24 protein-coding genes are annotated in these 25,447 nt (G+C 35.6%); 6 read left to right on the top strand and 18 right to left on the bottom strand.

The window, feature by feature from the left end; all coding sequences use genetic code 11:
• Positions 1-112: 112 nt before the first annotated feature.
• Positions 113-1,300, top strand: coding sequence for a D-alanyl-D-alanine carboxypeptidase family protein (locus tag QOR44_RS00995; RefSeq protein WP_001125236.1), 1,188 nt, complete (start codon positions 113-115; stop codon positions 1,298-1,300).
• Positions 1,301-1,370: 70 nt separating this feature from the next.
• Here the strand turns inward: QOR44_RS00995 and sufB are convergent, their stop codons facing one another.
• The 9 genes from sufB to QOR44_RS00950 form a co-directional block, all read right to left on the bottom strand.
• Positions 1,371-2,789 carry a Fe-S cluster assembly protein SufB gene (gene sufB, locus QOR44_RS00990; protein ID WP_001289836.1) on the bottom strand — a complete coding sequence of 473 codons (1,419 nt, stop codon included), beginning with the start codon at positions 2,787-2,789 and terminating at the stop codon, positions 1,371-1,373.
• 99 nt (positions 2,790-2,888) lie between these two features.
• Positions 2,889-3,332: a Fe-S cluster assembly sulfur transfer protein SufU gene (sufU, locus tag QOR44_RS00985; protein WP_001218456.1), complete on the bottom strand. Its 444-nt coding sequence runs from the start codon at positions 3,330-3,332 to the stop codon at positions 2,889-2,891.
• Positions 3,319-4,551 carry a cysteine desulfurase gene (locus QOR44_RS00980; RefSeq protein ID WP_000173343.1) on the bottom strand — a complete coding sequence of 411 codons (1,233 nt, stop codon included), beginning with the start codon at positions 4,549-4,551 and terminating at the stop codon, positions 3,319-3,321. Before QOR44_RS00980 ends, sufU begins: the two co-directional genes overlap by 14 nt.
• Before the next feature lies 1 nt (position 4,552).
• Positions 4,553-5,815, bottom strand: a complete 1,263-nt coding sequence (gene sufD / locus QOR44_RS00975; protein WP_000031277.1) for a Fe-S cluster assembly protein SufD — start codon at positions 5,813-5,815, stop codon at positions 4,553-4,555.
• 36 nt (positions 5,816-5,851) lie between these two features.
• Entirely contained in the window at positions 5,852-6,622 is a 771-nt protein-coding gene (gene sufC / locus QOR44_RS00970; protein ID WP_000114503.1) for a Fe-S cluster assembly ATPase SufC, read from the bottom strand.
• 162 nt (positions 6,623-6,784) lie between these two features.
• Positions 6,785-7,945: a glycosyltransferase family 4 protein gene (locus tag QOR44_RS00965; protein WP_000612110.1), complete on the bottom strand. Its 1,161-nt coding sequence runs from the start codon at positions 7,943-7,945 to the stop codon at positions 6,785-6,787.
• A gap of 1 nt (position 7,946) precedes the next feature.
• A complete protein-coding gene (mecA, locus tag QOR44_RS00960; protein ID WP_000425367.1) occupies positions 7,947-8,702 on the bottom strand; it encodes an adaptor protein MecA in 756 nt (251 codons plus the stop codon).
• A 119-nt stretch (positions 8,703-8,821) separates the two neighbouring features.
• Positions 8,822-9,661: an undecaprenyl-diphosphate phosphatase gene (locus QOR44_RS00955; RefSeq protein WP_000905322.1), complete on the bottom strand. Its 840-nt coding sequence runs from the start codon at positions 9,659-9,661 to the stop codon at positions 8,822-8,824.
• 45 nt (positions 9,662-9,706) lie between these two features.
• A complete protein-coding gene (locus QOR44_RS00950; RefSeq protein ID WP_000710518.1) occupies positions 9,707-11,590 on the bottom strand; it encodes a DUF2207 domain-containing protein in 1,884 nt (627 codons plus the stop codon).
• A 135-nt stretch (positions 11,591-11,725) separates the two neighbouring features.
• On the opposite strand from QOR44_RS00950, the gene QOR44_RS00945 reads away from it, so the two are divergent.
• The 4 genes from QOR44_RS00945 to QOR44_RS00930 all read left to right on the top strand — a co-directional run bounded on the left by QOR44_RS00945 (position 11,726) and on the right by QOR44_RS00930 (position 15,201).
• A complete protein-coding gene (locus QOR44_RS00945) occupies positions 11,726-13,276 on the top strand; it encodes an ABC transporter substrate-binding protein/permease (RefSeq protein WP_000722381.1) in 1,551 nt (516 codons plus the stop codon).
• A gap of 9 nt (positions 13,277-13,285) precedes the next feature.
• The gene (locus tag QOR44_RS00940) at positions 13,286-14,026 is read left to right on the top strand and encodes an amino acid ABC transporter ATP-binding protein (RefSeq protein WP_000189495.1); all 741 of its coding nucleotides are present in this window, start codon (positions 13,286-13,288) and stop codon (positions 14,024-14,026) included.
• A 341-nt stretch (positions 14,027-14,367) separates the two neighbouring features.
• A complete protein-coding gene (locus QOR44_RS00935; protein ID WP_053039113.1) occupies positions 14,368-14,718 on the top strand; it encodes a hypothetical protein in 351 nt (116 codons plus the stop codon).
• A gap of 366 nt (positions 14,719-15,084) precedes the next feature.
• The gene (locus QOR44_RS00930; RefSeq protein ID WP_000818733.1) at positions 15,085-15,201 is read left to right on the top strand and encodes a putative metal homeostasis protein; all 117 of its coding nucleotides are present in this window, start codon (positions 15,085-15,087) and stop codon (positions 15,199-15,201) included.
• 91 nt (positions 15,202-15,292) lie between these two features.
• On the opposite strand, the gene QOR44_RS00925 is transcribed toward QOR44_RS00930, so the two are convergent.
• The 4 genes from QOR44_RS00925 to rpmB all read right to left on the bottom strand — a co-directional run bounded on the left by QOR44_RS00925 (position 15,293) and on the right by rpmB (position 18,674).
• Positions 15,293-16,177 carry an SPFH domain-containing protein gene (locus QOR44_RS00925; RefSeq protein ID WP_000052520.1) on the bottom strand — a complete coding sequence of 295 codons (885 nt, stop codon included), beginning with the start codon at positions 16,175-16,177 and terminating at the stop codon, positions 15,293-15,295.
• A gap of 147 nt (positions 16,178-16,324) precedes the next feature.
• Positions 16,325-17,989, bottom strand: coding sequence for a DAK2 domain-containing protein (locus QOR44_RS00920; protein WP_283572656.1), 1,665 nt, complete (start codon positions 17,987-17,989; stop codon positions 16,325-16,327).
• The gene (locus QOR44_RS00915) at positions 17,989-18,354 is read right to left on the bottom strand and encodes an Asp23/Gls24 family envelope stress response protein (protein WP_000216444.1); all 366 of its coding nucleotides are present in this window, start codon (positions 18,352-18,354) and stop codon (positions 17,989-17,991) included. The genes QOR44_RS00920 and QOR44_RS00915 overlap by 1 nt, the downstream gene beginning before the upstream one ends.
• A 131-nt stretch (positions 18,355-18,485) precedes the next feature.
• On the bottom strand, positions 18,486-18,674 hold the full coding sequence (gene rpmB, locus QOR44_RS00910) for a 50S ribosomal protein L28 (RefSeq protein ID WP_001140949.1): 189 nt from the start codon (positions 18,672-18,674) through the stop codon (positions 18,486-18,488).
• Between the two features lie 238 nt (positions 18,675-18,912).
• On the opposite strand from rpmB, the gene QOR44_RS00905 reads away from it, so the two are divergent.
• Complete coding sequence (locus QOR44_RS00905) at positions 18,913-19,830, top strand: L-lactate dehydrogenase (protein ID WP_000197048.1); 918 nt, start codon at positions 18,913-18,915, stop codon at positions 19,828-19,830.
• Positions 19,831-19,914: 84 nt separating this feature from the next.
• Here QOR44_RS00905 and QOR44_RS00900 read toward each other — a convergent pair whose 3' ends face one another.
• The 5 genes from QOR44_RS00900 to QOR44_RS00880 form a co-directional block, all read right to left on the bottom strand.
• Positions 19,915-20,796, bottom strand: coding sequence for a class II fructose-bisphosphate aldolase (locus QOR44_RS00900; RefSeq protein ID WP_001018987.1), 882 nt, complete (start codon positions 20,794-20,796; stop codon positions 19,915-19,917).
• A gap of 140 nt (positions 20,797-20,936) precedes the next feature.
• Positions 20,937-22,325: an argininosuccinate lyase gene (gene argH, locus QOR44_RS00895; protein WP_000164581.1), complete on the bottom strand. Its 1,389-nt coding sequence runs from the start codon at positions 22,323-22,325 to the stop codon at positions 20,937-20,939.
• Between the two features lie 18 nt (positions 22,326-22,343).
• Positions 22,344-23,534, bottom strand: a complete 1,191-nt coding sequence (locus QOR44_RS00890; protein WP_000514044.1) for an argininosuccinate synthase — start codon at positions 23,532-23,534, stop codon at positions 22,344-22,346.
• A 153-nt stretch (positions 23,535-23,687) separates the two neighbouring features.
• Complete coding sequence (locus tag QOR44_RS00885; RefSeq protein ID WP_001883592.1) at positions 23,688-24,767, bottom strand: sensor histidine kinase; 1,080 nt, start codon at positions 24,765-24,767, stop codon at positions 23,688-23,690.
• Positions 24,751-25,422, bottom strand: coding sequence for a response regulator transcription factor (locus QOR44_RS00880; protein ID WP_000590687.1), 672 nt, complete (start codon positions 25,420-25,422; stop codon positions 24,751-24,753). The genes QOR44_RS00885 and QOR44_RS00880 overlap by 17 nt, the downstream gene beginning before the upstream one ends.
• Positions 25,423-25,447 lie beyond the last annotated feature (25 nt).

The raw sequence follows: 25,447 nt of genomic DNA, 5'->3' as shown, positions 1-25,447 counted from the left end.
TTTCTTTAACTAGTTTTAAGAGAAAATATAAAATTAAAAATCACTAATGAAATGTCTTTTTTATTAGTGATTTTTTGTTATAATATTAATAAAAAGTTTTCAGGAGTTACCTATGCCTAAATTAATCGTATCTTTCCTCTGCATTTTATTATCCCTGACTTGTGTAAACTCTGTGCAAGCTGAAGAACATAAAGATATTATGCAAATTACCCGAGAAGCCGGATATGATGTTAAAGATATTAATAAACCTAAAGCGTCTATCGTTATTGACAATAAAGGTCATATTTTGTGGGAAGATAACGCTGATTTAGAACGTGATCCCGCTAGCATGTCTAAAATGTTTACTTTATATTTACTATTTGAAGACTTAGCTAAAGGAAAAACAAGCCTCAACACCACAGTGACTGCAACAGAAACAGACCAAGCCATAAGTAAGATTTATGAAATTAGTAATAATAATATTCATGCTGGGGTTGCTTATCCTATTCGTGAACTGATTACTATGACAGCTGTCCCGTCATCTAATGTAGCAACTATTATGATTGCTAACCACTTATCACAAAACAACCCTGACGCCTTCATTAAACGAATCAATGAAACCGCCAAGAAACTCGGTATGACAAAAACTCACTTTTATAACCCCAGTGGGGCGGTAGCGAGTGCTTTTAATGGACTTTACTCCCCAAAAGAATACGATAACAATGCTACTAACGTTACGACTGCACGTGATCTATCAATTTTAACCTATCATTTCCTTAAAAAATACCCTGATATACTGAACTATACAAAATATCCTGAAGTCAAGGCCATGGTCGGAACTCCTTATGAAGAAACATTTACAACTTATAACTACTCTACCCCCGGCGCTAAATTTGGATTAGAAGGAGTAGATGGCTTAAAAACTGGTTCTAGCCCTAGCGCTGCTTTTAATGCCTTAGTTACAGCTAAACGCCAGAATACTCGCTTGATAACTGTGGTTTTAGGAGTTGGCGATTGGTCAGACCAAGACGGAGAGTACTATCGTCATCCGTTTGTCAACGCTCTTGTAGAAAAAGGTTTTAAAGACGCTAAAAATATTTCTTCTAAAACTCCTGTATTAAAAGCCGTTAAACCTAAAAAAGAAGTTACTAAAACCAAAACCAAATCTATTCAAGAACAGCCTCAAACAAAAGAACAGTGGTGGACAAAAACAGATCAATTTATCCAATCACATTTTGTATCTATTTTAATTGTTCTGGGAACCATCGCTATCCTTTGTCTTTTAGCTGGGATAGTATTACTTATAAAGCGCTCTAGATAATAACTGTGCTAATATAAAAGCCCCTTCATCAATAACATAGGGGCTTTTTATTATCTCTTGAAATCTTCAATTAACCAACTGAACCTTCCATTTCATAGGAAATTAAGCGGTTTAACTCTACCGCATATTCCATTGGTAATTCTTTCGTAAAGGGCTCAACAAACCCCATAACAATCATTTCTGTTGCCTCAGCTTCAGATAAACCTCGACTCATCAAGTAGTACAGTTGCTCTTCAGAAATCTTAGACACCTTTGCTTCATGCTCTAAAGCAACCTGTGAATTATGAATCTCATTAAACGGTATGGTATCTGATTTTGAAATATCATCCATCAATATGGTGTCACATTCTATATGTGACACTGATTTTTTGGAATCTTTATTAAATGTCACTTGACCTCGATAATCAACTTTTCCTCCACCCTTAGCAATTGATTTAGAGACAATGGATGAACTAGTATGGGGAGCATTATGAATCATCTTTGCACCCGTATCTTGGTGTTGTCCTTTGTTTGCAAAAGCAATAGACAACATCGTGCCACGTGCTCCTTCACCATCAAGGTAAACCGATGGGTATTTCATTGTTGTTTTAGCACCTAGATTTCCATCTATCCACTCAACTGTTGCATCTTTTTTAGCGGTAGCACGTTTTGTCACTAAATTATAGACATTATCGGACCAATTTTGAATCGTCGTATAGCGCATATAAGCTCCATCAAGTGCAAAAATTTCAACTATAGCTGCATGTAAACTATTTGAAGAATAAGTTGGGGCGGTACAACCTTCAACATAGTGAACACTTGCTCCCTCATCAACAATAATGAGAGTACGTTCAAATTGTCCAGTATTTTCATTATTAATACGGAAGTAAGTTTGAAGTGGAATATCCACCTTAACACCTTTAGGGACATAAATAAATGTTCCACCTGACCATACAGCAGAGTTCAGAGCAGCTAATTTATTATCTGTTGGAGGGACAAGTTTAGCAAAATATTTTTTGAATAGCTCTGGATACTCTTTAAGTGCAGAGTCAGTATCCGTAAAAACAATACCCAGCTTATCATATTCTTCTTTCATATTATGATAAACCACTTCTGATTCATATTGTGCTGATGCTCCTGCAAGATAGGCTCTTTCAGCTTCTGGAATCCCAATTCTTTCAAAAGTTTCTTTGATTTTTTCTGGAACATCATCCCAATCACGCGCAGGTTTATCAGATGCTTTTTGATAATAAATAATATCATCAAAATCAATATCTGATAAATCTGCTCCCCAGGTCTGCATTGGCATTTTATTAAACGTTTCCAAGGATTTTAGACGAAAGTCCAACATCCACCCAGGTTCACCCTTAGCTGCAGATAACTCACGAATAACAGCCTCATTTAGACCTTTTCCCGTAGAATAAATTGGCTTTACATCGTCATGAAATCCAAATTTATATTCCCCAAGATCTATTGGCTGTGGTTCTACTTTTTCATTTATTTCGGACATACTTATCCTTTCTTTAATATTTAAATTTAAGACATTCTTCTACTAGACTACCTTATGTCAGTAAAAGTTGTTTAAATGTAATTCTTTCAACTATGGTTGTCAGAGTTCTGCCTGATTATCTCTCTCAATAGCCTTTCTTAAAGCATTCCACGAAAGCGTAGCACATTTGATACGTTGTGGAAATTTTGATACCCCAGCTAGAAACTCTGCATCCCCAAGTTTCTCTTGTTTTGGATTTTGATCGCCTTGAACCATTTTGGAGAATACATCAGCAAGCTGCAATGCTTCTTCTTTTGTTTTCCCAATAACTGCATCTGTCATCATGCTTGATGAAGCCGTAGAAATTGTACAACCATTACCAGCAAATGCAATATCTGAAATAATATTCCCATCAAATTTAACAGATAAGGAAATAACATCTCCACATGTAGGATTGTTTAACTGCACTTGTTCAACGCCTTCTAAAAATCCATGATGATGAGGGTGTTTTGAATGATCAGCTACCACTGCCATGTAGAGGTTATCTAATTTAGAGAGTGCCATTGAAAAACTCCTTAGTTTTTTGGATAGCGTCTACCAATTTGTCGCAATCCTCTTTGGTATTATAGAAATAGAAACTTGCTCGAACCGCCGAATGGATACCAAGATGATTAATAAGGGGTTGTGCACAATGATGACCTGCACGAACAGCCACTCCTTCGTAATCCATTGCAGTTGCCACATCATGTGGGTGTAAACCTTCTAAATTGAAGGCAATAACGCCTACATGAGATTCAGCATCACTAGGTCCGTAAATAGTTAAACCATCGACAGCCTGTAATTTAGGCAACACATAAGAAACTAAACTTTGTTCATATTGATGAATCTCATCCATACCAACATCCGATAAATAATCTAAAGCTTCCCCAAAAGCGATCGCTCCAGCAATATTAGGCGTTCCAGCTTCAAACTTCCAGGGCAATTCCTTCCATGTTGCACTTTGCTCATAGACAAAATCAATCATTTCACCACCAAATTCGACAGGTGGCATCTTATCTAAAATGCTTTCTTTCCCATAAAGAACACCAATACCAGTAGGACCAAGCATCTTATGGCCAGATAAGGCGAAGAAATCACAATCAAGGTCTTGAACATCAATCGCCATATGTGGCGCTGATTGAGCTCCATCAACAACCATGTATGCCCCAACTTGATGCACACGTTCTGCTATTGCTTTTACTGGTGTAATACAGCCAAGTACATTCGAGATATGTGCCAAACTAACAAATTTAGTTTTAGAGGATAATTTATTATAGAAATCTTCTAAATCTAAAGAACCATCTTTTAGATAGGCATAAACCAATTTAGCGCCAGTTCTCTCGCAAGCTTGTTGCCATGGGATAATATTAGAATGATGCTCCATAATGGAAATAAGTACCTCATCACCTCGTTCTAAAATACTTTCGGCAAACTTAGCTACCCAATTTAATCCTGTTGTGGTGCCACGTGTGAATAAAATTTCTTTACTTGATTTAGCATTTAAAAACTGCCTTGCTTTTTCACGAGCATTCTCGTACTGAGCAGTCGCTCGTTCTGCTAAAGTATGAACACCACGATGGACATTTGCATTGTCGTTTTGGTAGTAGTCTCGCAAAGCTTCTAAAACTTGATTCGGTTTTTGTGTCGTTGCTGCATTATCTAAATAGATAAGCGGCTCATCATTAACTAATTGATTTAAAATTGGGAAATCTTGCTTTAGTTTATAACTATCTAGTAATGTCATATTAACGTTTTTCTAGTTTTGTATCAATAACGGCAATCATTTCATCGCGAACTTCTTTTACTGGTATTTCAGCAATGACTGTTCCTAAAAATCCACGAATAACTAATTGCTCTGCTGTTTTTTGGTTCAAGCCTCGGCTCATCAAATAATATAAATCCTCTGGGTCAACCTGACCAATTGAGGCTGCGTGACCAGCTGTAACATCATTTTCATCAATCAAAAGGATAGGATTAGCATCTGAACGTGCTTTGTCTGATAACATGAGAACTCGGCTTTCTTGTTGGGCGTCTGCTCCCTTTGCACCTTTTATAATATGTCCGATACCGTTAAAAGTAAGAGTCCCACGCTCTAAAATAACCCCATGCTGTAAAATATGTCCTACTGAATTACAGCCATAGTTTGTAACACGCGTATCAATTCCTTGAACTTGACGCCCTGACGAGGCAGCAACTACTTTTAAATTAGCGTGACTTCCATCACCAATTAAATCAGAATCAAAGTCAGCAACAACATTGCCTTCATTCATCACCCCAAGGGCCCAATCTATTGTTGCATCGCTACTGTGACGACCACGACGACTTATAAACGTTGTCACATTTTCTCCGAGGCGATCAATTGAAGCAAATTTAATTTGGCTACCTGCTTGGGCAATTACTTCTACAGAAATATTAGCACTTGTTCGTTCTGTCCCATCACCAATTGACTCAAATCGCTCTAAGTAACTAACTTTTGCATTTTTTCCAACAATAAGAAGGATATGCTTATTAAATGGTACTTTAGATTGACTATCTTGATAAAAAAGACCTTCGATTGGTTGAGTAATTTCAACATTATCTGGAATATAAAGCACTGCACCACTGTTGAAGTAAGCTGTGTGATAGGCAGCAAGTCTATCTTCTTCAAAAGGACGTGCTTTCCCAAAGTAGCGCTCTATGACTTCTGGAATTTCTTCCAAAGCCGAATAGAAATCTGTAAAGACAACGCCTTTCTCTATTAATTCCATAGGAACTTGTTCAAGGACAGTTTGGGTCCCAATTTGAACCAACTTGGGATTGTTTCCTAACTCTGTGAAATCTGGAATGTTAGCTGTATAGTCATTCTCTAAAATAGTTCCATCACCTAAATTCCATCTATGAAATTTTACACGTTCAATTACTGGTAATTCTAGTTCTTCTATTTTTTCAAAAGCCTTTAGTCGTAATTCTTGTAACCAAGTAGGCTCACCTTTGGCTTGTAAAAAATTTAATATAGCTTCTTTAGACATTTGTAACTCCTTTTCTCTTCTAGTTGAAGTGACAAATTAGACTTCTTCTTTATACTCTAAACCAAGCTCTTCAGCGATTTGAGCATAACCTTCTTTCTCAAGGCGAACCGCTAATTCTGGTCCTCCTGACAATACTACCTTCCCGTCCATCATAACGTGTACTTTATCTGGTGTAATGTAATTCAAAAGGCGTTGATAGTGTGTAATAATCATAGCACCAAAACCTTCACCACGCATTTCATTGACTCCCTTTGATACCACTTTAAGAGCATCAATATCAAGGCCAGAGTCAATCTCATCCAAGAGGGCAAACTTAGGCTCTAACATTAGGAGTTGTAAAATTTCATTGCGCTTCTTCTCACCACCTGAAAAACCTTCGTTAAGATAACGTTCCGCCATTTCTTCTTTCATGCCAAGTAGTTCCATCTTTTCATCTAACTTAGTGATAAATTGGCGGATGGAAATTTTATCATCATCAGCCTTTCCAGCATTCATAGCTGCTCGGATAAATTCAGCATTAGTAATTCCTGGAACCTCTGAAGGGTATTGCATCGCAAGAAATAGACCCAAACGAGCACGTTCATCCACTTCTAGCTCTAAAATATCTTCACCATCAAAAAGAATTTCACCTGCTGTAACTTCATAATTAGGATTTCCCATAATAGCTGCTGAAAGTGTCGACTTCCCAGTACCATTTGGACCCATGATAGCAGCAATTTCTCCTGTTTTCAACGTTAAATTAAGACCTTTTAAAATTTCTTTACCTTCAATAGAAACATGAAGATTTTTGATTTCAAGTACAGACATTGTACACTCCTTTTCTTGGTTAACAGAGAATATGTGATATTTCTCTATGGTTTAAAGAAGATATTATAGGGCACTCACCCGATATTATATTCTAAATAATTATAGCAAAAATGAGGTGTGACTGCTATCTAAATGATCAAAAATAAAAGCCTTTTCAGGCTTTTATTTTTGATGCTTATCGCTATATTTAGCAATAACACTTTGTCTGTAATCACTGTTGCCAATGAACTTTAAGAGATTAAATAGTGGTGTCCGATTCTCACCCCAAATATTTAAACCTTCTATAAAAATTTCCATTGCTAATAGTAGTGCCAATAGAAGAAAAATTCCCCCAATACGACTAGAAACATTTAAAAGCAAAGCGATAAGCGAAAAGATAATTGCAATACCATAAACAACTAAAACTGCTCCTCTATGTGTAAATCCCATAGATAGCAATCGGTGATGCAGGTGCATCTTATCAGCTTCAGAAATCTTTTTCCCTGATAATTTACGCCTCACAATAGCAACAGCTGTATCCAAAATAGGAACTCCTAAAATAATGACAGGTGTTATCACTGCAACAGCTGTGGAGTTTTTTAAACCTTGAAGCGATAATACACCAATCATAAATCCTATAAACAAGGCACCAGCATCACCTAGGTAGATAATGGCTGGATGATAATTATAAGGGAAAAAACCAACTATTGAGGCGATTAAAATAACAATAGTTAGCGTGAGAAAAAAATCTATTTTAGGTAAAAAGAAATAAGAAACCACTGCCATTGTTGCTAGACTGATGATTGAAACACCACTAACGAGACCATCTAGACCATCAATCAGATTGATAGCATTAGTAATCGAAATAATCCATAAAACTGTCAAAAAGAAAGTTAGAATAGGACCAAACTCCAAGAGTGGACCACCTATTGGAATCTTAAAACTATCAAATCTAAAATGTGTAAATTTCCATATGATAACAGCTGCAATAATAATTCCCAACATTTTATAACGAGGTCTTAATTCAAAGATGTCATCTATAAATCCTGTTGTTGTAACTACGAGACCGCCAATAATTACAGGCAAAATGTAGTGAAAATAAGAGACTTCTATAAAGTGTCTACTGGCCGCCATTGGCATGAAAAATAATGTTGTTACAACAAAGGAGAGAAATATTGCTAAACCACCACTACTTGGCATTGGTACTTTGTTGATTCTTCGAGCGTTCGGTTTATCAACCGCTCCTACCTTCAAAGATATAACTCGAATAATAGGAGTTAGAATGATTGATAATAAAAATGCTCCAATCAATACAAAAATATACTCAATTGTAAAAGGTATCATTTTATCCCATCTCAATCATTTGTAATTTTGAAATAGCATCATCATGAATCAATTGAATACTATGCTCTTTCAAGTAAGCTCGTGTTTTTGTGCCCACATTAGCATGTTCAAGCATTCGAGCATACATCAAATTAGCAAAGTAGCTTGGTTGGTTTTCCAAGTCTAGCAAAATTGTCATATGATAGCCTTTACCATTTTTATAGAGTTCAGAAGCTTCTATTGGAAAATCAATCGTTTGTGAAAATCGAACTACAGCTTCAATATTATCAAAATCAAAGACATAGTGAACATATCCAATCGTTTCTACTTCCTTTTCAGGTTGTTCTTCAGAAACATTTTCCTCAACTACTTCTTGAGTTGCTTTATCCATCATATTTTCAATTTCTGCTAATTTGGCATGAGCATCCGTATCCCCTTTTTCCAACATCGATTGTTCCAATGTTTTAAAAAAGTCTTCTGGAGACATTTTTGAAATGTCACCCAAATCTGCTAATTCTTCTAAATTTAAATCTTTACTTAATTCAGACTTTGTAACAAAAACATCAATGCGATCTTTTTTAGGTGTTACTCGAAAACTTAACATACCACTATTTTTAAAGTTGTCTGGCAAGTCTAATTCATCCATGACAGAATAGAAAAATTCCTCAGTCTTCTCCTGAGGGATTAGGAAATCTTTCAGCTCCATACCACGATCTTCTAAATCTTCCATACTAATTGTAATTTTCAGTGTTGTTTCACTGATTTGTTTCATTTCCATATCATCACCTCATACGAGTATTCAGTTTTCTTATTATACCGAAAAAGCTATTTTTTAGCAATTTTTCACAGCCTAACACGCTAAAAAGCTGAGGAATACTCAGCTTTTTATGTTATATTTTAGAATAAATGAACAACTAACCAGTAGAGGATGAGTAAACTTCCTAAGACTATACGATACTTACCAAAGATGGTGAAATCGTGTCGTTTGACATAGTCTGTCAAGAAACGAATAACATATAAACTAACTACGAAAGCTATCAGACTTGCTACTAAAAGTATTAAAGATTGGTCTAAACTCAAGACGTTACCATCTAAAAAGTATTTAACCGCCTTAAGTCCACTATAACCAAACATAGTTGGGATGGCAAGGAAGAAAGTAAAGTCAGCAGCGACCGAACGACTAGTTCCAATAATAATTGCTCCTAAAATAGTAGCTCCAGAACGACTGGTTCCCGGAACAATACTGAGAACCTGGAAGCATCCAATCAAGAAAGCTGTCTTGTAAGACATACTTGCCAATTCGGTTACCTGTGGTTTGAGGTGTGCATTACGTTTTTCAACCCATATGAAGACAAAACCATAAAAGATTAGGGCTATTGCAATCGGGATCATGAAATTAAAATGAGCTTCAAACCAATTATCAAATGGTAAAGCAATTAAAATAGATGGAATACAAGCTATCACTACTTTTAACCATAATTGCCAAGTTAAACGAATTTCTTTAGCAGATTTACCTGGCTGAAATGGGTTAAGGCGTTTAAAATAAATGACAATAACTGCCATAATTGCCCCAAGTTGTATAACAATATTAAACATTTCAACAAAGGATTTGCTTTGGTTCAACTTCATAAACTCTTGAACCAAGATTAAATGGCCAGTACTAGAAACAGGTAACCATTCTGTCACTCCCTCAACGACTCCTAAAAATAGGGCTTTGAGTAATTCAATTATTAACATAATAACTCCATAAATTTTTCTTTATTATACCATACTTTTGGAAAATTAGAAGGCACCACCACCTCCGCCGCCTCCGCCGCCTGAGAAACCACCTGAAGAACCGCCTGAATTAACACTAAAATTAGAAGCGTGACTAACATCTTCAGTTATCGTTGAAAAATGATTACTAGATTGATTGACTGAAATCGCAAATTGATGACTATCAATGTTTGCAAATCTTTCTGGAATATCTATTTGGTTCACTCTGAGTACTTTCTCAACACGGTCAGCGTAGCCGAATAAAGTAGCGTAAACCAATATTCGATTCCATAATACGATACTTTCTAACTCTGAACGATCAAACGATTTGATATCCCTTAGCATGTTCCTAAAACTAGTCCATTGGTAGACACGACTTGCTCCATCTTCAGTTACAATATAACCGTTACTTATTTTTTTTGTCATCATAAAAATGATTTTATTCAACAACAGGATAACACCAAACAATAAGAGATAGATACAGCAATAGGTAAAATAATTTAAAAAAAGCGTATAAATTATAACAACAAAAGAAATAAGAGGTGATAGGTAACTGAATCTTTTCAACCTAGATAATTCTTTAGACTCTTCTGAAGACATTTTACGATAAGGGGATGAAATTCCCTTTCTTCTAAGAGAGTTTATATTGTCTTTAGAAATCAACCTTGTGAGACGCGTAATTCTTGATAAGGCATTACTTCCTCGGCGTCTCATTTGAGTTTGCAGATCTGAAGCCTTGTGCTGCTTTTTCAGTTCACGTAGTGTTTCTTTATAACTAAATTGGTAATTAGAAAAGAGTTGATCTGGCTTCAAACTCGTAGAATCCGCAAAAGCAAACTCTATAAAATCTATTTCTGCATCAGAAGCTCTATCTAAGTTAGCTAGAGATAACAAGTTATCATCATAATTCAATACTTTTCTATCAATCAAGTCTAATAGAATTGACTGTATGAGTTGTTCTTGACTGATAAGGTGAGTTTTCTTCTCCTCATCTTGAAAATTTTTAAAGCTCATACTATAAATGCTTTGAGTTAACTCTAGTGGTGAAAGGTCCTCAGGTGCTTCATATAAATGATGATCCTTAGGGAATTGCCCGTATTTATTAACTTTTTTTCTAAACAGGAACACCCTAATTGAGATGAATAGTGTCACAATAATAAAGAATGAAGGTAATAATATCCTCAACAAGAAACTTAGGATAAAACCATGACGCTCTATCATCTTCTCTTGATGTTCAATTTTTTTCTTGTAATTATTTTTACTGTTTGTAGGTAGATTAAAATAAGATCTATCCCAATAACCATGAAACTCTAATCGTTTGTTTACATTAAAAGCTGTCAAATGGTAACGATTATTATTTTGTCTTATTTTAGGAGGAGTTTTAAGATAACCCAAGTGCCCCCAAAGACGAGAAAGAGCAACCTTTTTGTCAGTTGATATCCAAAAATCTACTTTCTCTAATGTTTTATCCCAGTCGCTAATAGGAATCCAGTTAAGTTCACCAACATCCTTATGCATAAATAGAACATTTTTTAGTTTCCACTGAACATTGACTTTAACAGTATCACCTGCTTCACCACCATTAAACACTTTCAAACGGTAGCCATCCTCCAAATCTTCTAGCTGGTAACTAACTTTCCTTACTTTACCATTAATTGAAACTTCAACCTGTGGCTTATTATTAATATCAAAATTGTCAGGTAACTTACCCGCCGTACCTAATGTGACATACTGTCCATTATAGGACGAATCAAATTGGTAAGTAACCTTCTCTGTAAAATCAGCACTATTATCATTGTGAATAGTTAGATTACCCTCATAATGAGGAATGTTATAGTCCACCTCATCTGCTTGAACTGAAACCATAAAAAAACTAAGAGCTAAACAAATAGCCAAAAAACATTTCTTCATTATCATCCTCCCTCCTTTGTTTGTATACCATTTTAACATAAAAATACAATTAATCGCTTTCAATAAGATAATGATATTGAAATCGACCTTGTTTTTCGGTAAAATAGGAGGAAGTAACTTATCGGAGGCTGTTGAATGAAAAAAATATTACTAAGTTTATTCACTGCTTTGCTTATCACCTTTGGAGGTATGACAAGTATACAAGCAGATGAATATCTACGTGTCGGTATGGAGGCAGCCTATGCTCCTTTCAACTGGACACAAAATGATAACACAAATGGTGCAGTTCCTATTGAAGGAACTGATCAATATGCTAATGGTTATGATGTACAAGTCGCTAAAAAGTTAGCTAAAAAGTTAAATAAAAAAGTTGTTGTTGTCAAAACAAAATGGGAAGGCCTTGTTCCAGCACTAACTTCTGGAAAACTCGATATGATTATTGCAGGAATGAGTCCTACCGAAGAACGTAAAAAAGAAATTAATTTTTCAAAGCCTTACTACATTTCAGAACCTACTCTAGTTGTTAACGCTGAAGGAAAATATACTAATGCTAAAAATATTAGTGATTTCAAAAATGCTAAAGTAACTGCCCAACAAGGAGTCTACTTATACAACCTCATTGATCAAATCAATGGTGTCAAAAAAGAAGTTGCCATGGGGGACTTTAATCAATTAAGACAAGCTGTAGAATCTGGTGTTGTAGACGCCTATGTTTCAGAACGTCCAGATGCAACTTCCGCTCAAACTGCTAATCCTAAATTAAAAATGATTGAACTGCACCAAGGGTTTAAAACATCTGATGCTGATACAAATATTTCTGTTGGGATGCGTAAAGGTGACAATCGTATTAATCAAGTCAATCAAGTTCTCGAAAGCATTTCTAGAGATAAACAAATCGCCTTGATGGATAAGATGATTAAAGAACAACCATCCGTTAAAAAAGAAAAAAATGGAAAAACAAACTTCTTTGAACAGATGGCAACTATTTTAAAAAACAATGGTTCTCAATTCCTCAGAGGAACAGCTACAACCCTCCTAATTTCTATGGTAGGAACTATCGTCGGATTATTTATCGGCCTTCTCATCGGTGTTTTCCGTACAGCACCAAAATCTGACAATAAGTTAAAGGCTGCCTTACAAAAATTATTAGGTTGGTTACTTAACATCTATATTGAGGTCTTCCGTGGGACACCTATGATTGTACAATCGATGGTTATCTACTACGGAACAGCACAAGCTTTTGGAGTTTCGCTGGACCGTACACTAGCAGCTATATTTATTGTTTCAATCAATACTGGTGCTTATATGAGCGAAATTGTACGTGGTGGTATTTTCTCTGTTGATAAAGGACAATTTGAAGCCGCAACTGCACTTGGTTTCACCCACGGACAAACCATGCGAAAAATTGTTCTACCACAAGTTGTACGTAACATACTCCCAGCTACTGGTAATGAGTTTGTTATCAATATCAAAGATACCTCTGTACTGAACGTTATCTCTGTTGTCGAACTCTACTTCTCTGGTAATACTGTTGCAACACAAACCTACCAATATTTCCAAACATTCACCATTATTGCGATTATTTACTTCATCTTAACCTTCACCGTAACACGTATCTTACGTTACATTGAAAAACGTTTTGATTCAGATAATTACACAACCGGTGCGAATCAATTACAAGTCTAGGAGGTTGGTATGACACAAGCTATTTTAGAAATTAAACATTTGAAAAAATCTTACGGAAGCAATGAAGTGTTAAAAGATATTTCGCTTTCGGTCAACAAAGGCGAAGTTATTTCTATCATTGGTTCTTCTGGATCAGGAAAATCAACTTTCCTACGTTCTATTAACCTCTTAGAAGAACCAAGTGGAGGAGAAATCTTATATCACGGTCACAATGTTCTTGAAAAAGGCTATGATTTAAATAATTATCGTGAAAAACTTGGGATGGTCTTTCAATCTTTTAACCTCTTTGAAAATTTAAATATCTTAGAGAATGCTATTGTCGCACAGACTACTGTTCTAAAACGTGAACGCCAAGAAGCTGAAAAGATTGCTAAAGAAAACTTAAATGCTGTTGGCATGACTGAGCAATATTGGAAAGCTAAACCAAAACAATTATCAGGTGGGCAAAAGCAACGTGTCGCAATCGCCCGAGCACTTTCTGTTAACCCAGAAGCTATACTTTTTGATGAACCAACTTCAGCCTTGGATCCAGAAATGGTTGGTGAGGTCCTTAAAACAATGCAAGATCTAGCTAAATCTGGATTAACAATGATAATTGTGACACACGAGATGGAATTTGCTAAAGAAGTATCAGACCGCGTTATTTTCATGGACAAAGGAATCATTGCAGAGCAGGGTACTCCTAAGCAACTTTTCGAAAATCCAAAACAAGAAAGAACTAAGGAATTTCTACAACGCTTCTTAAAATAAAATTTATCCACATTTAAATATAGACTATTTATACCCCTACAGGTTTTGTCATTGTCATCATTACAATGGAACTGGAGGGGATTTTTTATTGCCACATCTTTGGTGAAATCTACGACTAGCCTCAACTATAGATCAAATTAGACAGTCGTTATTGGATTGTATACTATTAAATAAGTTACTAAATCTCATTTTTTAATTTTAAGTGATATTTAATTAATTATATATTTGTTTAAAATTAAAAACATGTTGTTTTAATGAGTTTTTGATGATATAATATGGTATGCACAAAATGAACTAACCACTGTGCAAGAATAGTTTATTATCTTTGAAAGGATTTTATAATGAAACTTAAAATCAGTGTTTTAACAGCAGCTTCAGCTGTCACTCTATTATTAGCTACTTCAGCAAGTCTTGCGAAGGCAGACACAGTGTCTTATCCTTCACGTGATGCCGGATTTGTCTACTCTCGTGGGTATGCGCCTTCTGAATCACGCTATCCTTCACGCGATGCCGGGTTTATCTACTCTCGTGGGTATGCGCCTTCTGAATCAAGCTACCCTTCACGCGATGCCGGGTTTATCTACTCTCGTGGGTATGCGCCTTCTGAATCAAGCTACCCTTCACGCGATGCCGGGTTTATCTACTCTCGTGGGTACGCTCCAAAACACTTCCTAAGTGCTTACGATAAATAAAAACTGACCTTATTAACTTAACCGATACACTTTCACAAGTATAAATTTTCATTCAATTACATTAAAAATAATTATTTAGTTTGCTGAAAAACGATCACTCAACGATCGTTTTTTATGTGCACAATGATAGCCATTAGCTACTTTCTCGTTGGGTATTTTCCTCATTCATCTTTCACTTAACATCGCTTGTCAAATCCAAACCTCATTAATAAAGGTGTAATATATCTTTGAGCTTATTACTTTTGATTGATATTTAATTACTTTGCTATTTATTTTTAAATTTATCAACAAAGTACTTTACCAGTTAATTTTTTTGTGGTATACTGGTGTCTGTTAACGTTAATAAATTGTCTATAGGAGGTAATCATGGCTGAAAAAACAGACCTATCGTCAGCCTATCGCAGACTTAAAAGTCCTAACATTAAAACTAGAAAACGTGCTCTGAAAATCATTCATGAGTACAAACGTTACGGTAAAAAATAACTTTTTTCCGTCTCTCCAATTATAATAAATAAGTCAGACACAAAATAACCAGAGCAAATGCTCTGGTTATTTTGCTTCTATAAAAAGTTCATTATCTTGTTTTAAGAGCAGATAAAACTTGTGTACGAATATCTTCAACACCTTCTGGGTTATTTGGTAAGAAAATCGTTTGATTACCATTAATAGCAAATGTATTTAAAGTATCTAAATATTGATTCGTTAACAAGATAGACATGATTTGTTCTTCTGTCAATGTCACGTTAGCATCTTTCAATTCTTGAATCGAATCAGCTAACCCATCTACAATTGCTTTACGTTGTTGCGCAATACCCACACCATGTAGACGATCCTTTTCTGCTTCTGCTTCTGCAGCAGTTACAATTTTGATCTTATCAGCATTCGCTAATTCTTGAGCTGCTACACGTTTACGTTGTGCAGCATTGATTTCGTTCATGGATTGTTTTACTTCTGCATCTGGCTCAACCTTAGTAATTAAAGTCTTAACAATGATGTAGCCGTATGTTGACATTTCTTCTGCCACTTGATGTTGAACTTCCAAGGCTATTTCATCTTTCTTTTCGAATAGCTCATCTAATGTAAGTTTAGGTACTGATGAACGTAAAGCATCTTCGATATAAGATTTAATCTGAGCTTCTGGCTTTATTAATTTGTAATAAGCATCTGTAACGTTATTTTCATTGACACGATATTGTGTAGCAATATTTAAAGTGACAAAAACGTTATCTTTTGTTTTTGTCTCAACGATAATTTCACTCTGTAAAAGACGTAACTGCACTCGTGCTGCAATCTTATCGATACCCAATGGTACACGAATATGAATACCGCTAGTAGCAGTCTTTTGATATTTACCAAAGCGTTCAATGATGGCTACTGTCTGTTGTTTAACAACGTATAAAGAAGTTATCAACAGAACAATCACTAAAACCAAAATAACCGTAAGAATAATTAATGACATCATAAATCTCCTTTGTATGAATGTTTTAAAACAATTCTAACACAATTTGTCAAAATTTTCAAAATACTGATGCTTTATCATACTAAAATAGAAACTCTGATAAAATAAAAAATTAGAAGTATCTCTCCTAATTTTTTATTTTATCAATTATTCAACGCTCATGAGGTATGGATATACAGGTTGATCTCCTTGGTGGATCTCAACTTCAACATCTTCATAAGTCTCCTCAAGATATTCCGACAAGGTCTCGGCTAATGCTTGTTTACCATCTTCACCAACATAGATTGTCACGATTTCACTATCTTCATCAATCATTTTATCAAAAGTGTCCTTAAGTGCTTTTTCCATATCTGGTGTAGATACTAGAATTTTACCATCAACCATCCCAAGGATGTCGTTTTCATGAATTTCAAGGCCATCTATCGTTGTATCACGAACAGCTAAAGTCACACTACCACTAATGACATCTGAGAGGCTATTTGTCATATCAGCTACATTAGTTTCAAGAGACTTAGCAGGATCAAAAGCAAGTAAGCTAGTAAATCCTTGTGGAACTGTACGTGTCTCTACTACTGCTGCTGGAATATCAACGACATCTGCAGCTGACTGTGCAGCCATGAAGATGTTCTTATTGTTTGGTAAAATAATAACATTTCTAGCGTTTACTTTTTCAATCGCTTTTACAATATCTTCTGTAGATGGGTTCATAGTCTGGCCGCCAGAGATGATATAATCAACACCTTGTGATTTAAAAATCTCAGCTAGACCGTCACCAGCTACAACAGCAATAATACCATATTCTTTAGTTTCTTTGACAGTTTCTTCAACTTCAACCTTTTGCATTTGGGCATCATGTTGGTTACGCATGTTTTCAACTTTAACCTTCACAAGCGATCCATATTTCAAACCTTCTTGCATAACAAGACCTGGATCTTCTGTATGAACATGAACCTTGACAATTTCATCATCATTAACAACTAGTAAAGAATCCCCTAGATTGCTAAGATAACCTTGAAATTCTTCGTAGTTAAATTCCTTAACGTAAGTTGGTCCTTGCTTTAAACCAACCATGACTTCTGTACAATAGCCATATTTAATATCTTCTGTGGCTACGTGGCCTACTACAGCTTTATGGTGCTCTGCATTAACCATTTCAGTCATTGTTGCGGGAGTTGCTTTAAAATCTTCTGATGCGATATATTCCCCAGTCAGTGCTGAGAGGAAACCTTCGTAAATAAAGACGAGTCCTTGACCACCAGAATCAACAACACCAACCTCTTTAAGAACAGGTAGCATATCCGGTGTTTTAGCAAGAGCACGCTTAGCACCTTTGAGAGTTGCGCGCATAACTTCAACTGCATCATCAGTTTCTTCAGCTTTTTTTAGAGCAGCGGTAGCTGCACCGCGTGATACTGTCAAGATAGTTCCTTCAACTGGTTTCATAACGGCTTTATAAGCTACTTCAACACCATTCTGGAAAGCGTGTGCCAAATCTTGACCCGTTAATTCTTCTTTATCCTTGATACTTTGACCAAAACCACGGAATAATTGTGATGTAATTACACCTGAATTTCCACGTGCTCCCATCAATACACCTTTAGAAAGAATTTGACCAACTTCTCCAACAGTCATCGCTGGTTTGTCCGAAACTTCCTTGGCTCCGTTTTCCATAGTCATCCCCATATTCGTACCAGTATCACCATCTGGAACTGGGAATACATTTAATGAGTTGACATACTCTGCCTGTTTACTCAGACGTGTACTGGCAGCTTGTACCATTTCTTGGAATAAACTTGTCGTAATCTTTGACACTAATCTTCTCCTACAACCTTAATACTTTGCACATAAACATTCACCATATCAGCAGATAAACCAAGCTGATTTTCGAGATTGAATTTCACTCGCTCTTGAATATTTTTTGAAACTTCACTAATTTTGACGCCGTAACTCATGACAGTATAAACATCTACTGCGATGCCCGCTTCACTAGACCTCACAACAACACCTTTTGCGTAGTTTTCCTTACGCAAAAGTGCTTGAAAGTTATCTTTGATAGCACTTTTACTTGCCATACCAACAACGCCAAAAATTTCCGTTGCTGAACCTCCAACGACAGTTGCAATAACGTCATCAGAGAGTTCAATTTGACCATCTCTTGTATTGATTTTTACAGTCATATCTACTACCTCAAAAAGTTTTTATCACTCTATTCTATCATATCTCACTATTATTGTAAAAAAATAGAGGCATCTAACTATCAAATCAGCCTTAGAAACACTAAAAAAAGCCCTAAGGCTTTCTCAGTTTATTAAACGCGTTCTACTTTACCAGATTTAAGCGCACGAGCTGAAACCCAAACTTTTTTTGGTTTACCGTCGATAAGAACAGTAACTTTTTGAAGGTTTGGTTTAACAGTACGTTTTGTTTGGTTCATCGCGTGTGAACGGTTGTTACCAGAAACTGTTTTACGTCCTGTGAAATAACATACTTTAGCCATTTTACGAGTTCCTCCTATATTGATCAATATTTACGGATGTGCTAGCACCACATACTAGACTATTCTATCACAACTTACTTCTTCTAGCAAGTTCTTTTCAAAATTACTTTTTCATTTGTTTTATCTAAATCGCTTACATATTTTTTATAATAAGACACACTTCCTTCTAATTCATTTTTTAGTTTACATTTTCTTTCAAAATATTATAATAGACAACAATAATCAAAGGAGGTTTCATATGACACGTAAAATTGGAATTATAGGCATGGGGCACGTTGGATCAACTGTTGCACACGCTCTTATTGCACAAGGTATTGGTGATGATTATGTCTTTATTGATACTAATATTGATAAGGTTAATGCTGATATGATTGATTTTCAAGATGCTCTGGCAAATGCTACTTATCACGCTAATATAGTATTAAACGACTATGACGCGTTGTCAGATGCTGATGTTGTGATTTCAGCCTTAGGTGATATTTCACTACAGAATAACAAAGAAGCTAATCGCTTTGCTGAACTACCATTTACCAGTAAAGAAGTCTACGACGTTAGCCAAAAGTTAAAATCATCTGGTTTTAGAGGGATCCTTATTGTCGTTACCAATCCTGTTGATGCCATCACCCAGCTTTATCAAGAATATACTCAATTTCCTAAATCACGCGTTATCGGAACAGGAACCTTATTGGATACTGCTCGGATGAAAAGAGTGCTTGGTCAACGCCTACAAGTTGATCCAAGGAGTATCGGTGGTTATAATCTAGGAGAGCATGGTAACTCCCAATTTGTCGCTTGGAGTCAGGTAACTGTAAAAGGACAACCAGCTATATCACTATTAAAAGCAGAAGAATTAGAACAGATAAAAGAAGCTTCTTTAAAAGGCGGGCACACTGTCTTTTTTGGTAAAAAATATACTAGTTATGGTATCGCTACCGCAGCTGTCCGCATCGTTTTAGCTGTGTTAAATGATTCCCATGAGTTACTACCTGTATCTACCTTCTATGAGTCCGAAGGGGTTTACCTTGGATATCCAGCTATTATTGGTAGAGTAGGAATTGTAGAAAGAATTTCTCTTTCACTAAGCCCAAAAGAAGAGCAACAACTCACAGCTTCAGCGGCATTTATTCGAAATTATCTTAAGCATATCAATCTTTAAAGAGTATCTATTTAATAAAAAGTTATATAATCCAAAAAAAGCTCACCATAAGTGAGCTTTTAACTATTATCTGTTTTATGTTAATTATGCTTTGTTTGCTGAACCAAACACGTCAATACGTTCTTCAACTGCTTCTGTAATTGCATCGAAACCAGGTTTCAAGAATTTACGTGGGTCAAAGAGTTTTTTCTTCATGTATTCAGCTTCGTTAGCGTTGAATTCAACAGCGTAGTCACGAGTTGCTTGACAGAAAGCTAATTGACATTCTGTGTTAACGTTAACTTTAGCAACACCAAGTTTGATAGCTTCTTGGATTTGATCATCAGGAATACCTGAACCACCGTGTAACACGATTGGGAAACCAGGAACAGCTTCAGTCAATTTCTTCAAGTGATCAAGGTCAAGTCCTTCCCAGTTTGCTGGGTATGGTCCATGAATGTTACCGATACCTGCAGCCAAGAAGTCAATACCAGTTTCAACCATAGCTTTAGCATCTTCGATTGGTGCTAATTCACCTTTACCAACAATACCATCTTCTTCACCACCGATAGTACCAACTTCAGCTTCTACTGAAATACCTTTAGCATGTGCTTTAGCAACAACTTCGCGTGCTTTTTCAAGGTTTTCTTCAACTGGAAGGTGTGAACCATCAAACATAATTGAAGTGTAACCTACTTCAATACACTCAAGGGCATCATCGTAATGACCGTGGTCAAGGTGGATAGCAACTGGTACAGTAATACCCATTGATTCAACCAAAGTTTCAATAAGTTGTTTACAAAGTTTGTAACCACCCATGTATTTAGCCGCACCCATTGAAGTTTGGATAAGTACTGGAGCTTTTTTAGCTTCTGCTGCGCGCAAGATAGCTTGAGTCCACTCAAGGTTGTTTGTGTTAAATCCACCTACTGCATAGCCGTTATCACGAGCTGCTTGGACGAATTTTTCTGCTGAAACGATTGCCATTATTCAGGCCTCCTATTTATTTTTTGGGCGTTGCCCACTTACATGTTAATTCTAGCACAATTCTATAAAAAATGCTAGTTTTTTACTGAAAATACGTGAGAAACTTAACAGAGTTAAACGAGGTTTTTTTCAGAAAGCAGTCATTCCGCTTTCAATTCTTTACGTGCCAACAGGATCTGTTCTTTAACCTGGTCAAACCCCGTTCCTCCTAATGAATTTCTTCGTTTAACTGCTGTCTTTGCAGTTAATATCTCATAGATATCGTTTTCTATCAACTCTGAAATTTCTTGATAATATTTTAAAGGTATATCCTGTAAATAAGAACCATTTTTACTGCATTCTAAAACCAATTTACCTACAATTTCATGTGCTTTTCTGAAAGGTATCCCCTTACTTGCTAAATAATCTGCTAATTCTGTTGCATTTGAAAAATCAGTCTCCGTTGAGGTCATCATTATGTGCTCATTCACAGTCATTGTCTCAAGCATATTAGCCATGATTTCAATAGCTATGCTGACTGTTTCTACGCTATCAAACATCCCTTCTTTATCTTCTTGTAAATCTTTGTTATAAGCTAACGGCAATGATTTCATAACAGTTAGTAAACTAAATAAATTTCCATAAACACGGCCTGTCTTCCCTCGAATTAATTCTGCCATATCAGGATTTTTCTTTTGAGGCATAATAGATGATCCTGTAGAGAAAGTATCTGATAATGTGATGAATTGATACTCATAACTGCACCAATTAATGATTTCTTCACAAAAACGTGATAAATGCATCATTAAAATGCTAGCATTGGATAAAAATTCTATGATAAAATCACGATCTGAGACAGCATCAAGCGAATTACTATATGGTTTTTCAAAATCTAATAAACGAGTTGTCATATGGCGGTCAATAGGAAACGTTGTCCCTGCTAGAGCAGCAGCTCCTAATGGTGATAGATTGGTGTGTTTCATATTAAACTCTAATCGCTCTGTATCACGCGTAAACATATTATAGTAAGCCATTAGATGATGTCCAAATGAAATCGGCTGAGCATGTTGTAAATGTGTATACCCTGGCATAACAGTATAGATATGATTTTCTGCTAAATTAACTAAGGTTGTTCGTAAATGAAGCAATTTCTTCATCATTTCTTGCAATTTATCTTTCAAATAAAGGTGCATATCTGTAGCCACTTGATCATTTCGTGAACGTGCAGTATGAAGCTTACCTGCTACTTCTCCAATTTCAGCGGTTAATAAGCTCTCTATGTTCATATGAATGTCTTCATTTGATATGCTAAAAGTCAATTGACCTGCTCTGTATTTATCTTGCAGTATTTTTAAACCATCTTTTATCAATCCTGCTTCTTCTTGACTAATAATATCCGTTTTGCCTAACATTGTGACATGGGCCATAGAAGCCTTCATATCATAGGGAGCTAATTTTTGGTCGAAACTGATTGATGCACCGAACTCTTCAACCCATTTTTCAAGACTACTTTCAAAACGACCACCCCATAACTTATGATTTTTTGTCATCCTCTTATCTTCCTTTATTTATCCTTTGTTTACTTGGGCATTAACTTGGGTTGGAAGTCCCCAGAGTTTGATAAAACCAACTGCTGCATCTTGATCAAAGCTATCAGCAGCTGTATAGGTTGCTAAGTTCTCATCATATAATGAATTAGATGAGTGGCGAGCAACGACTTGGGCAGAACCTTTATATAACTTAACTTTTGTAATACCATTAACCACTTTTTGTGTTTCTTTGACATAGGCAATGATAGCTTTTGTAGCTGGACTAAACCATAAAGCATTATAAATAAGATTTGATAGTTCATTTTCAAGGATAGGTTTAAAATGAGACACTTCACGGACTAATGTTAAATCTTCAATTTCTTTATGGGCAGCTAACAGTACCATTGCCGCAGGACATTCATAAATTTCACGTGATTTGATACCGACTAAACGATTTTCAACATGATCAATGCGTCCAATACCATGTTTTCCTGCAATTTCATTTAGCGATAAAATCAAATCTGCTAGTGTCATTTCTTGATTGTTTATAGCTATAGGCTTCCCATTTTGGAACGTAATATCAATATATTCTGCACAATCAGGAGCTTCTTCTGGTGATTTTGTAATACCAAAAGCTTCTTCTGGCGCTTGATTCCAAGGATTCTCAAGCACACCACATTCATTGGCACGTCCCCATAAATTTTGATCTATAGAATAAGGGTTATCTAAATCTGCTGGAATAGGTACGCCGTTAGCTTTTGCAAAAGTAATTTCCTCTTCACGATGCCACTTCCACTCACGAACAGGGGCAATTACTTTTAATTCAGGATCTAGTGCTGCAATTGCAACTTCAAAACGCACTTGGTCATTTCCTTTACCTGTACATCCATGTGCAATTGTGGTCGCACCTGTTTGATGTGCCATTTCAACTAATTTTTGGGCAATAATTGGACGGCTAAGCGCTGAAACAAGCGGGTATTTTTGTTCATACATCGCATGTGCCTGTAAAGCTGGTAAAACAAAATGCTCAGCAAACTCATCTTTAACATCTAAAATATAAGATTCTATGGCACCTATTGTTAAAGCTTTATCGTGAATAAAATCAAGATCTTTACCTTCGCCAACATCCATACAGACAGCAATAACGTCATAATCTTTTTTTAACCAAGCTATAGCAACAGAGGTATCTAAACCACCAGAATAAGCTAAAATTAATTTTTCTTTTCCCATAAAAAATCCCCTTCCAAATTCCTATATTTTGTAATATTATACACTTGTTATATTTATTGTCAAATATTTTTATAGTTTTTGTCTATTTTTAGTATATTTATTTCTAAATAAATAAAACAATAACTGCCAATTGGCAGTTATTGTTTTAAATAATTATGATAAGGGTAGTTCTACACAAAATTCTGTTCCAATTTCCAACTGACTGGAGACACTAATACGTCCCTTACAAAGAACAATTATACGTTTAACTATTGCTAGTCCTAATCCATTTCCTTGTTGATTATGCGACTGATCCGCTTGGTAAAATTTATCAAATATATGCTGAACATCATATTGAGAAATTCCCTTACCTTTATCAGAAATAATAACTCTCAGATAATGATTATTAGTTTCTTCCATTCGTACACTTAAGTCTACAATATCATCGGAATATTTTATTGCATTATCTAAAAGGTTTATCCAAACTTGCATCAGCAAGTCAGAGTTTGAGTAAACAGTATATGGTTTTGAATCCAGTTGAAAATTTATCCTTTTAGCTTGCCAACGTTCTGTTAAACTAATCATTGCTTGACGAATTTGTTCATCTACACGAACAGAGGATAGCTCCCCAATAGTCTCCTGATTATCCACGCGCGACATTTGCAACATCGTATCACATAATCTTGTTAACCTTAGGCTCTCTGTTTTAACAAGATCTAATAACTCACTTTGTGTTTCTTCATCTAATTCTGGATCTTGTAATAGTTCTACAATATTAGCTACTGCAGCAATCGGAGTCTTTAGCTCATGAGAAACATTAGTGATAAAGTCTTTTCGCATATGATCCATATGAGATAAAGAAACAATCATCTGATTAATACTTTCAGATAGCTCATCCAATTCATTATAATACTCATAGGATTTACGACGATTACTGTTTCGATAAATATGCCCTTCAAAGTCACCGTCTGCAACATTGGACACAATATGGCTAATATCTAAAATTGGTTTTGTTAAATGATAAGAACCGTACCACATACTAATACTAGCTATCACAAGGCTTAAAAAAACAACAGCGAGAGCGCTAACTTGTAATACATGAGTAGTTAAGACTCCTTGAAAAAAAGTAAAAACTATTGCTGCAACTAGTAAAAGAGAAGCTAGGACTGAGAAAAGCATCGTTAACACAAACATTAATGTGAAATAAAATCTTAACGGAAACCGAAATCGCCTTAGCTTAGTCATTTTTTGCACGATACCCTACCCCTCTCACCGTTTCAATCTTAAAATCTGGTAAGTGTTCTACTTTTCGTCTAATTTTATTGATGCAAGCATCTACCACCCGCTCATCTAAATCAGTATCCATTCCCCAAATACTATCCAATAGTTCTAAACGTGTGAAAATCCTATTAGGATAGCTAAGTAAGTGGAAAAGAACCCTAAATTCTTTCTGAGGAAATACAATTTCTTGCTCAAAATATTTCAAGCTTAATTCATCTTCATTAAGACAAGTATTCCCAATAATTAGCTGATGTTGAGCTACAATATTAGCTCTCCTCAAGAGTGCCTTAATACGTAAAGCTAATTCTTGTAACTGCACAGGCTTAACCATATAATCATCTGCACCAAGGCCAAACCCTTTTGTCATATCTTCCATTTGTGATTTTGCTGTCATAACAATGATTGGAACATTATAAGCAGCTGACCTGAGTTCTTGAATTAATTGATAACCATCCATCATGGGCATCATGATATCAGTTATAATCAATTGTACTTCTTCTGTATCTAGACAATTTAGAGCTTCTTGTCCATTTGAAGCAGTGATAAATTGGTAGCCCTCTTGTGTTAATTTTGTGGTAATGATTTTTTGTTGAACAATGTTATCCTCTACAACTAATATTTTAATCATTAAATCACCTCTAACTTATTGTAAC

This window comes from Streptococcus agalactiae, assembly GCF_949788565.1.
Taxonomy (GTDB): domain Bacteria; phylum Bacillota; class Bacilli; order Lactobacillales; family Streptococcaceae; genus Streptococcus; species Streptococcus agalactiae.
This window is presented reverse-complemented; position numbering and strand designations above follow the sequence as displayed.

Excerpts from the sequence above, each read along its gene's own strand:
- QOR44_RS00915 (WP_000216444.1), bottom strand. The coding sequence starts at position 18,354 with ATGACTGTAAAAATCAATACAAGAGATGGTCAAATTGAACTCTCTGAT.
- mecA (WP_000425367.1), bottom strand. The coding sequence starts at position 8,702 with ATGGAAATGAAACAAATCAGTGAAACAACACTGAAAATTACAATTAGT.
- QOR44_RS00955 (WP_000905322.1), bottom strand. The coding sequence starts at position 9,661 with ATGTTAATAATTGAATTACTCAAAGCCCTATTTTTAGGAGTCGTTGAG.
- QOR44_RS00950 (WP_000710518.1), bottom strand. The coding sequence starts at position 11,590 with ATGAAGAAATGTTTTTTGGCTATTTGTTTAGCTCTTAGTTTTTTTATG.
- argH (WP_000164581.1), bottom strand. The coding sequence starts at position 22,325 with ATGACAAAAAATCATAAGTTATGGGGTGGTCGTTTTGAAAGTAGTCTT.
- sufC (WP_000114503.1), bottom strand. The coding sequence starts at position 6,622 with ATGTCTGTACTTGAAATCAAAAATCTTCATGTTTCTATTGAAGGTAAA.
- QOR44_RS00890 (WP_000514044.1), bottom strand. The coding sequence starts at position 23,534 with ATGGGAAAAGAAAAATTAATTTTAGCTTATTCTGGTGGTTTAGATACC.
- QOR44_RS00905 (WP_000197048.1), top strand. The coding sequence starts at position 18,913 with ATGACACGTAAAATTGGAATTATAGGCATGGGGCACGTTGGATCAACT.
- QOR44_RS00995 (WP_001125236.1), top strand. The coding sequence starts at position 113 with ATGCCTAAATTAATCGTATCTTTCCTCTGCATTTTATTATCCCTGACT.
- QOR44_RS00980 (WP_000173343.1), bottom strand. The coding sequence starts at position 4,551 with ATGACATTACTAGATAGTTATAAACTAAAGCAAGATTTCCCAATTTTA.
- sufB (WP_001289836.1), bottom strand. The coding sequence starts at position 2,789 with ATGTCCGAAATAAATGAAAAAGTAGAACCACAGCCAATAGATCTTGGG.
- sufD (WP_000031277.1), bottom strand. The coding sequence starts at position 5,815 with ATGTCTAAAGAAGCTATATTAAATTTTTTACAAGCCAAAGGTGAGCCT.
- QOR44_RS00930 (WP_000818733.1), top strand. The coding sequence starts at position 15,085 with ATGGCTGAAAAAACAGACCTATCGTCAGCCTATCGCAGACTTAAAAGT.
- QOR44_RS00940 (WP_000189495.1), top strand. The coding sequence starts at position 13,286 with ATGACACAAGCTATTTTAGAAATTAAACATTTGAAAAAATCTTACGGA.
- QOR44_RS00945 (WP_000722381.1), top strand. The coding sequence starts at position 11,726 with ATGAAAAAAATATTACTAAGTTTATTCACTGCTTTGCTTATCACCTTT.
- QOR44_RS00965 (WP_000612110.1), bottom strand. The coding sequence starts at position 7,945 with ATGATACCTTTTACAATTGAGTATATTTTTGTATTGATTGGAGCATTT.
- QOR44_RS00935 (WP_053039113.1), top strand. The coding sequence starts at position 14,368 with ATGAAACTTAAAATCAGTGTTTTAACAGCAGCTTCAGCTGTCACTCTA.
- QOR44_RS00880 (WP_000590687.1), bottom strand. The coding sequence starts at position 25,422 with ATGATTAAAATATTAGTTGTAGAGGATAACATTGTTCAACAAAAAATC.
- rpmB (WP_001140949.1), bottom strand. The coding sequence starts at position 18,674 with ATGGCTAAAGTATGTTATTTCACAGGACGTAAAACAGTTTCTGGTAAC.
- QOR44_RS00925 (WP_000052520.1), bottom strand. The coding sequence starts at position 16,177 with ATGTCATTAATTATTCTTACGGTTATTTTGGTTTTAGTGATTGTTCTG.
- QOR44_RS00900 (WP_001018987.1), bottom strand. The coding sequence starts at position 20,796 with ATGGCAATCGTTTCAGCAGAAAAATTCGTCCAAGCAGCTCGTGATAAC.
- sufU (WP_001218456.1), bottom strand. The coding sequence starts at position 3,332 with ATGGCACTCTCTAAATTAGATAACCTCTACATGGCAGTGGTAGCTGAT.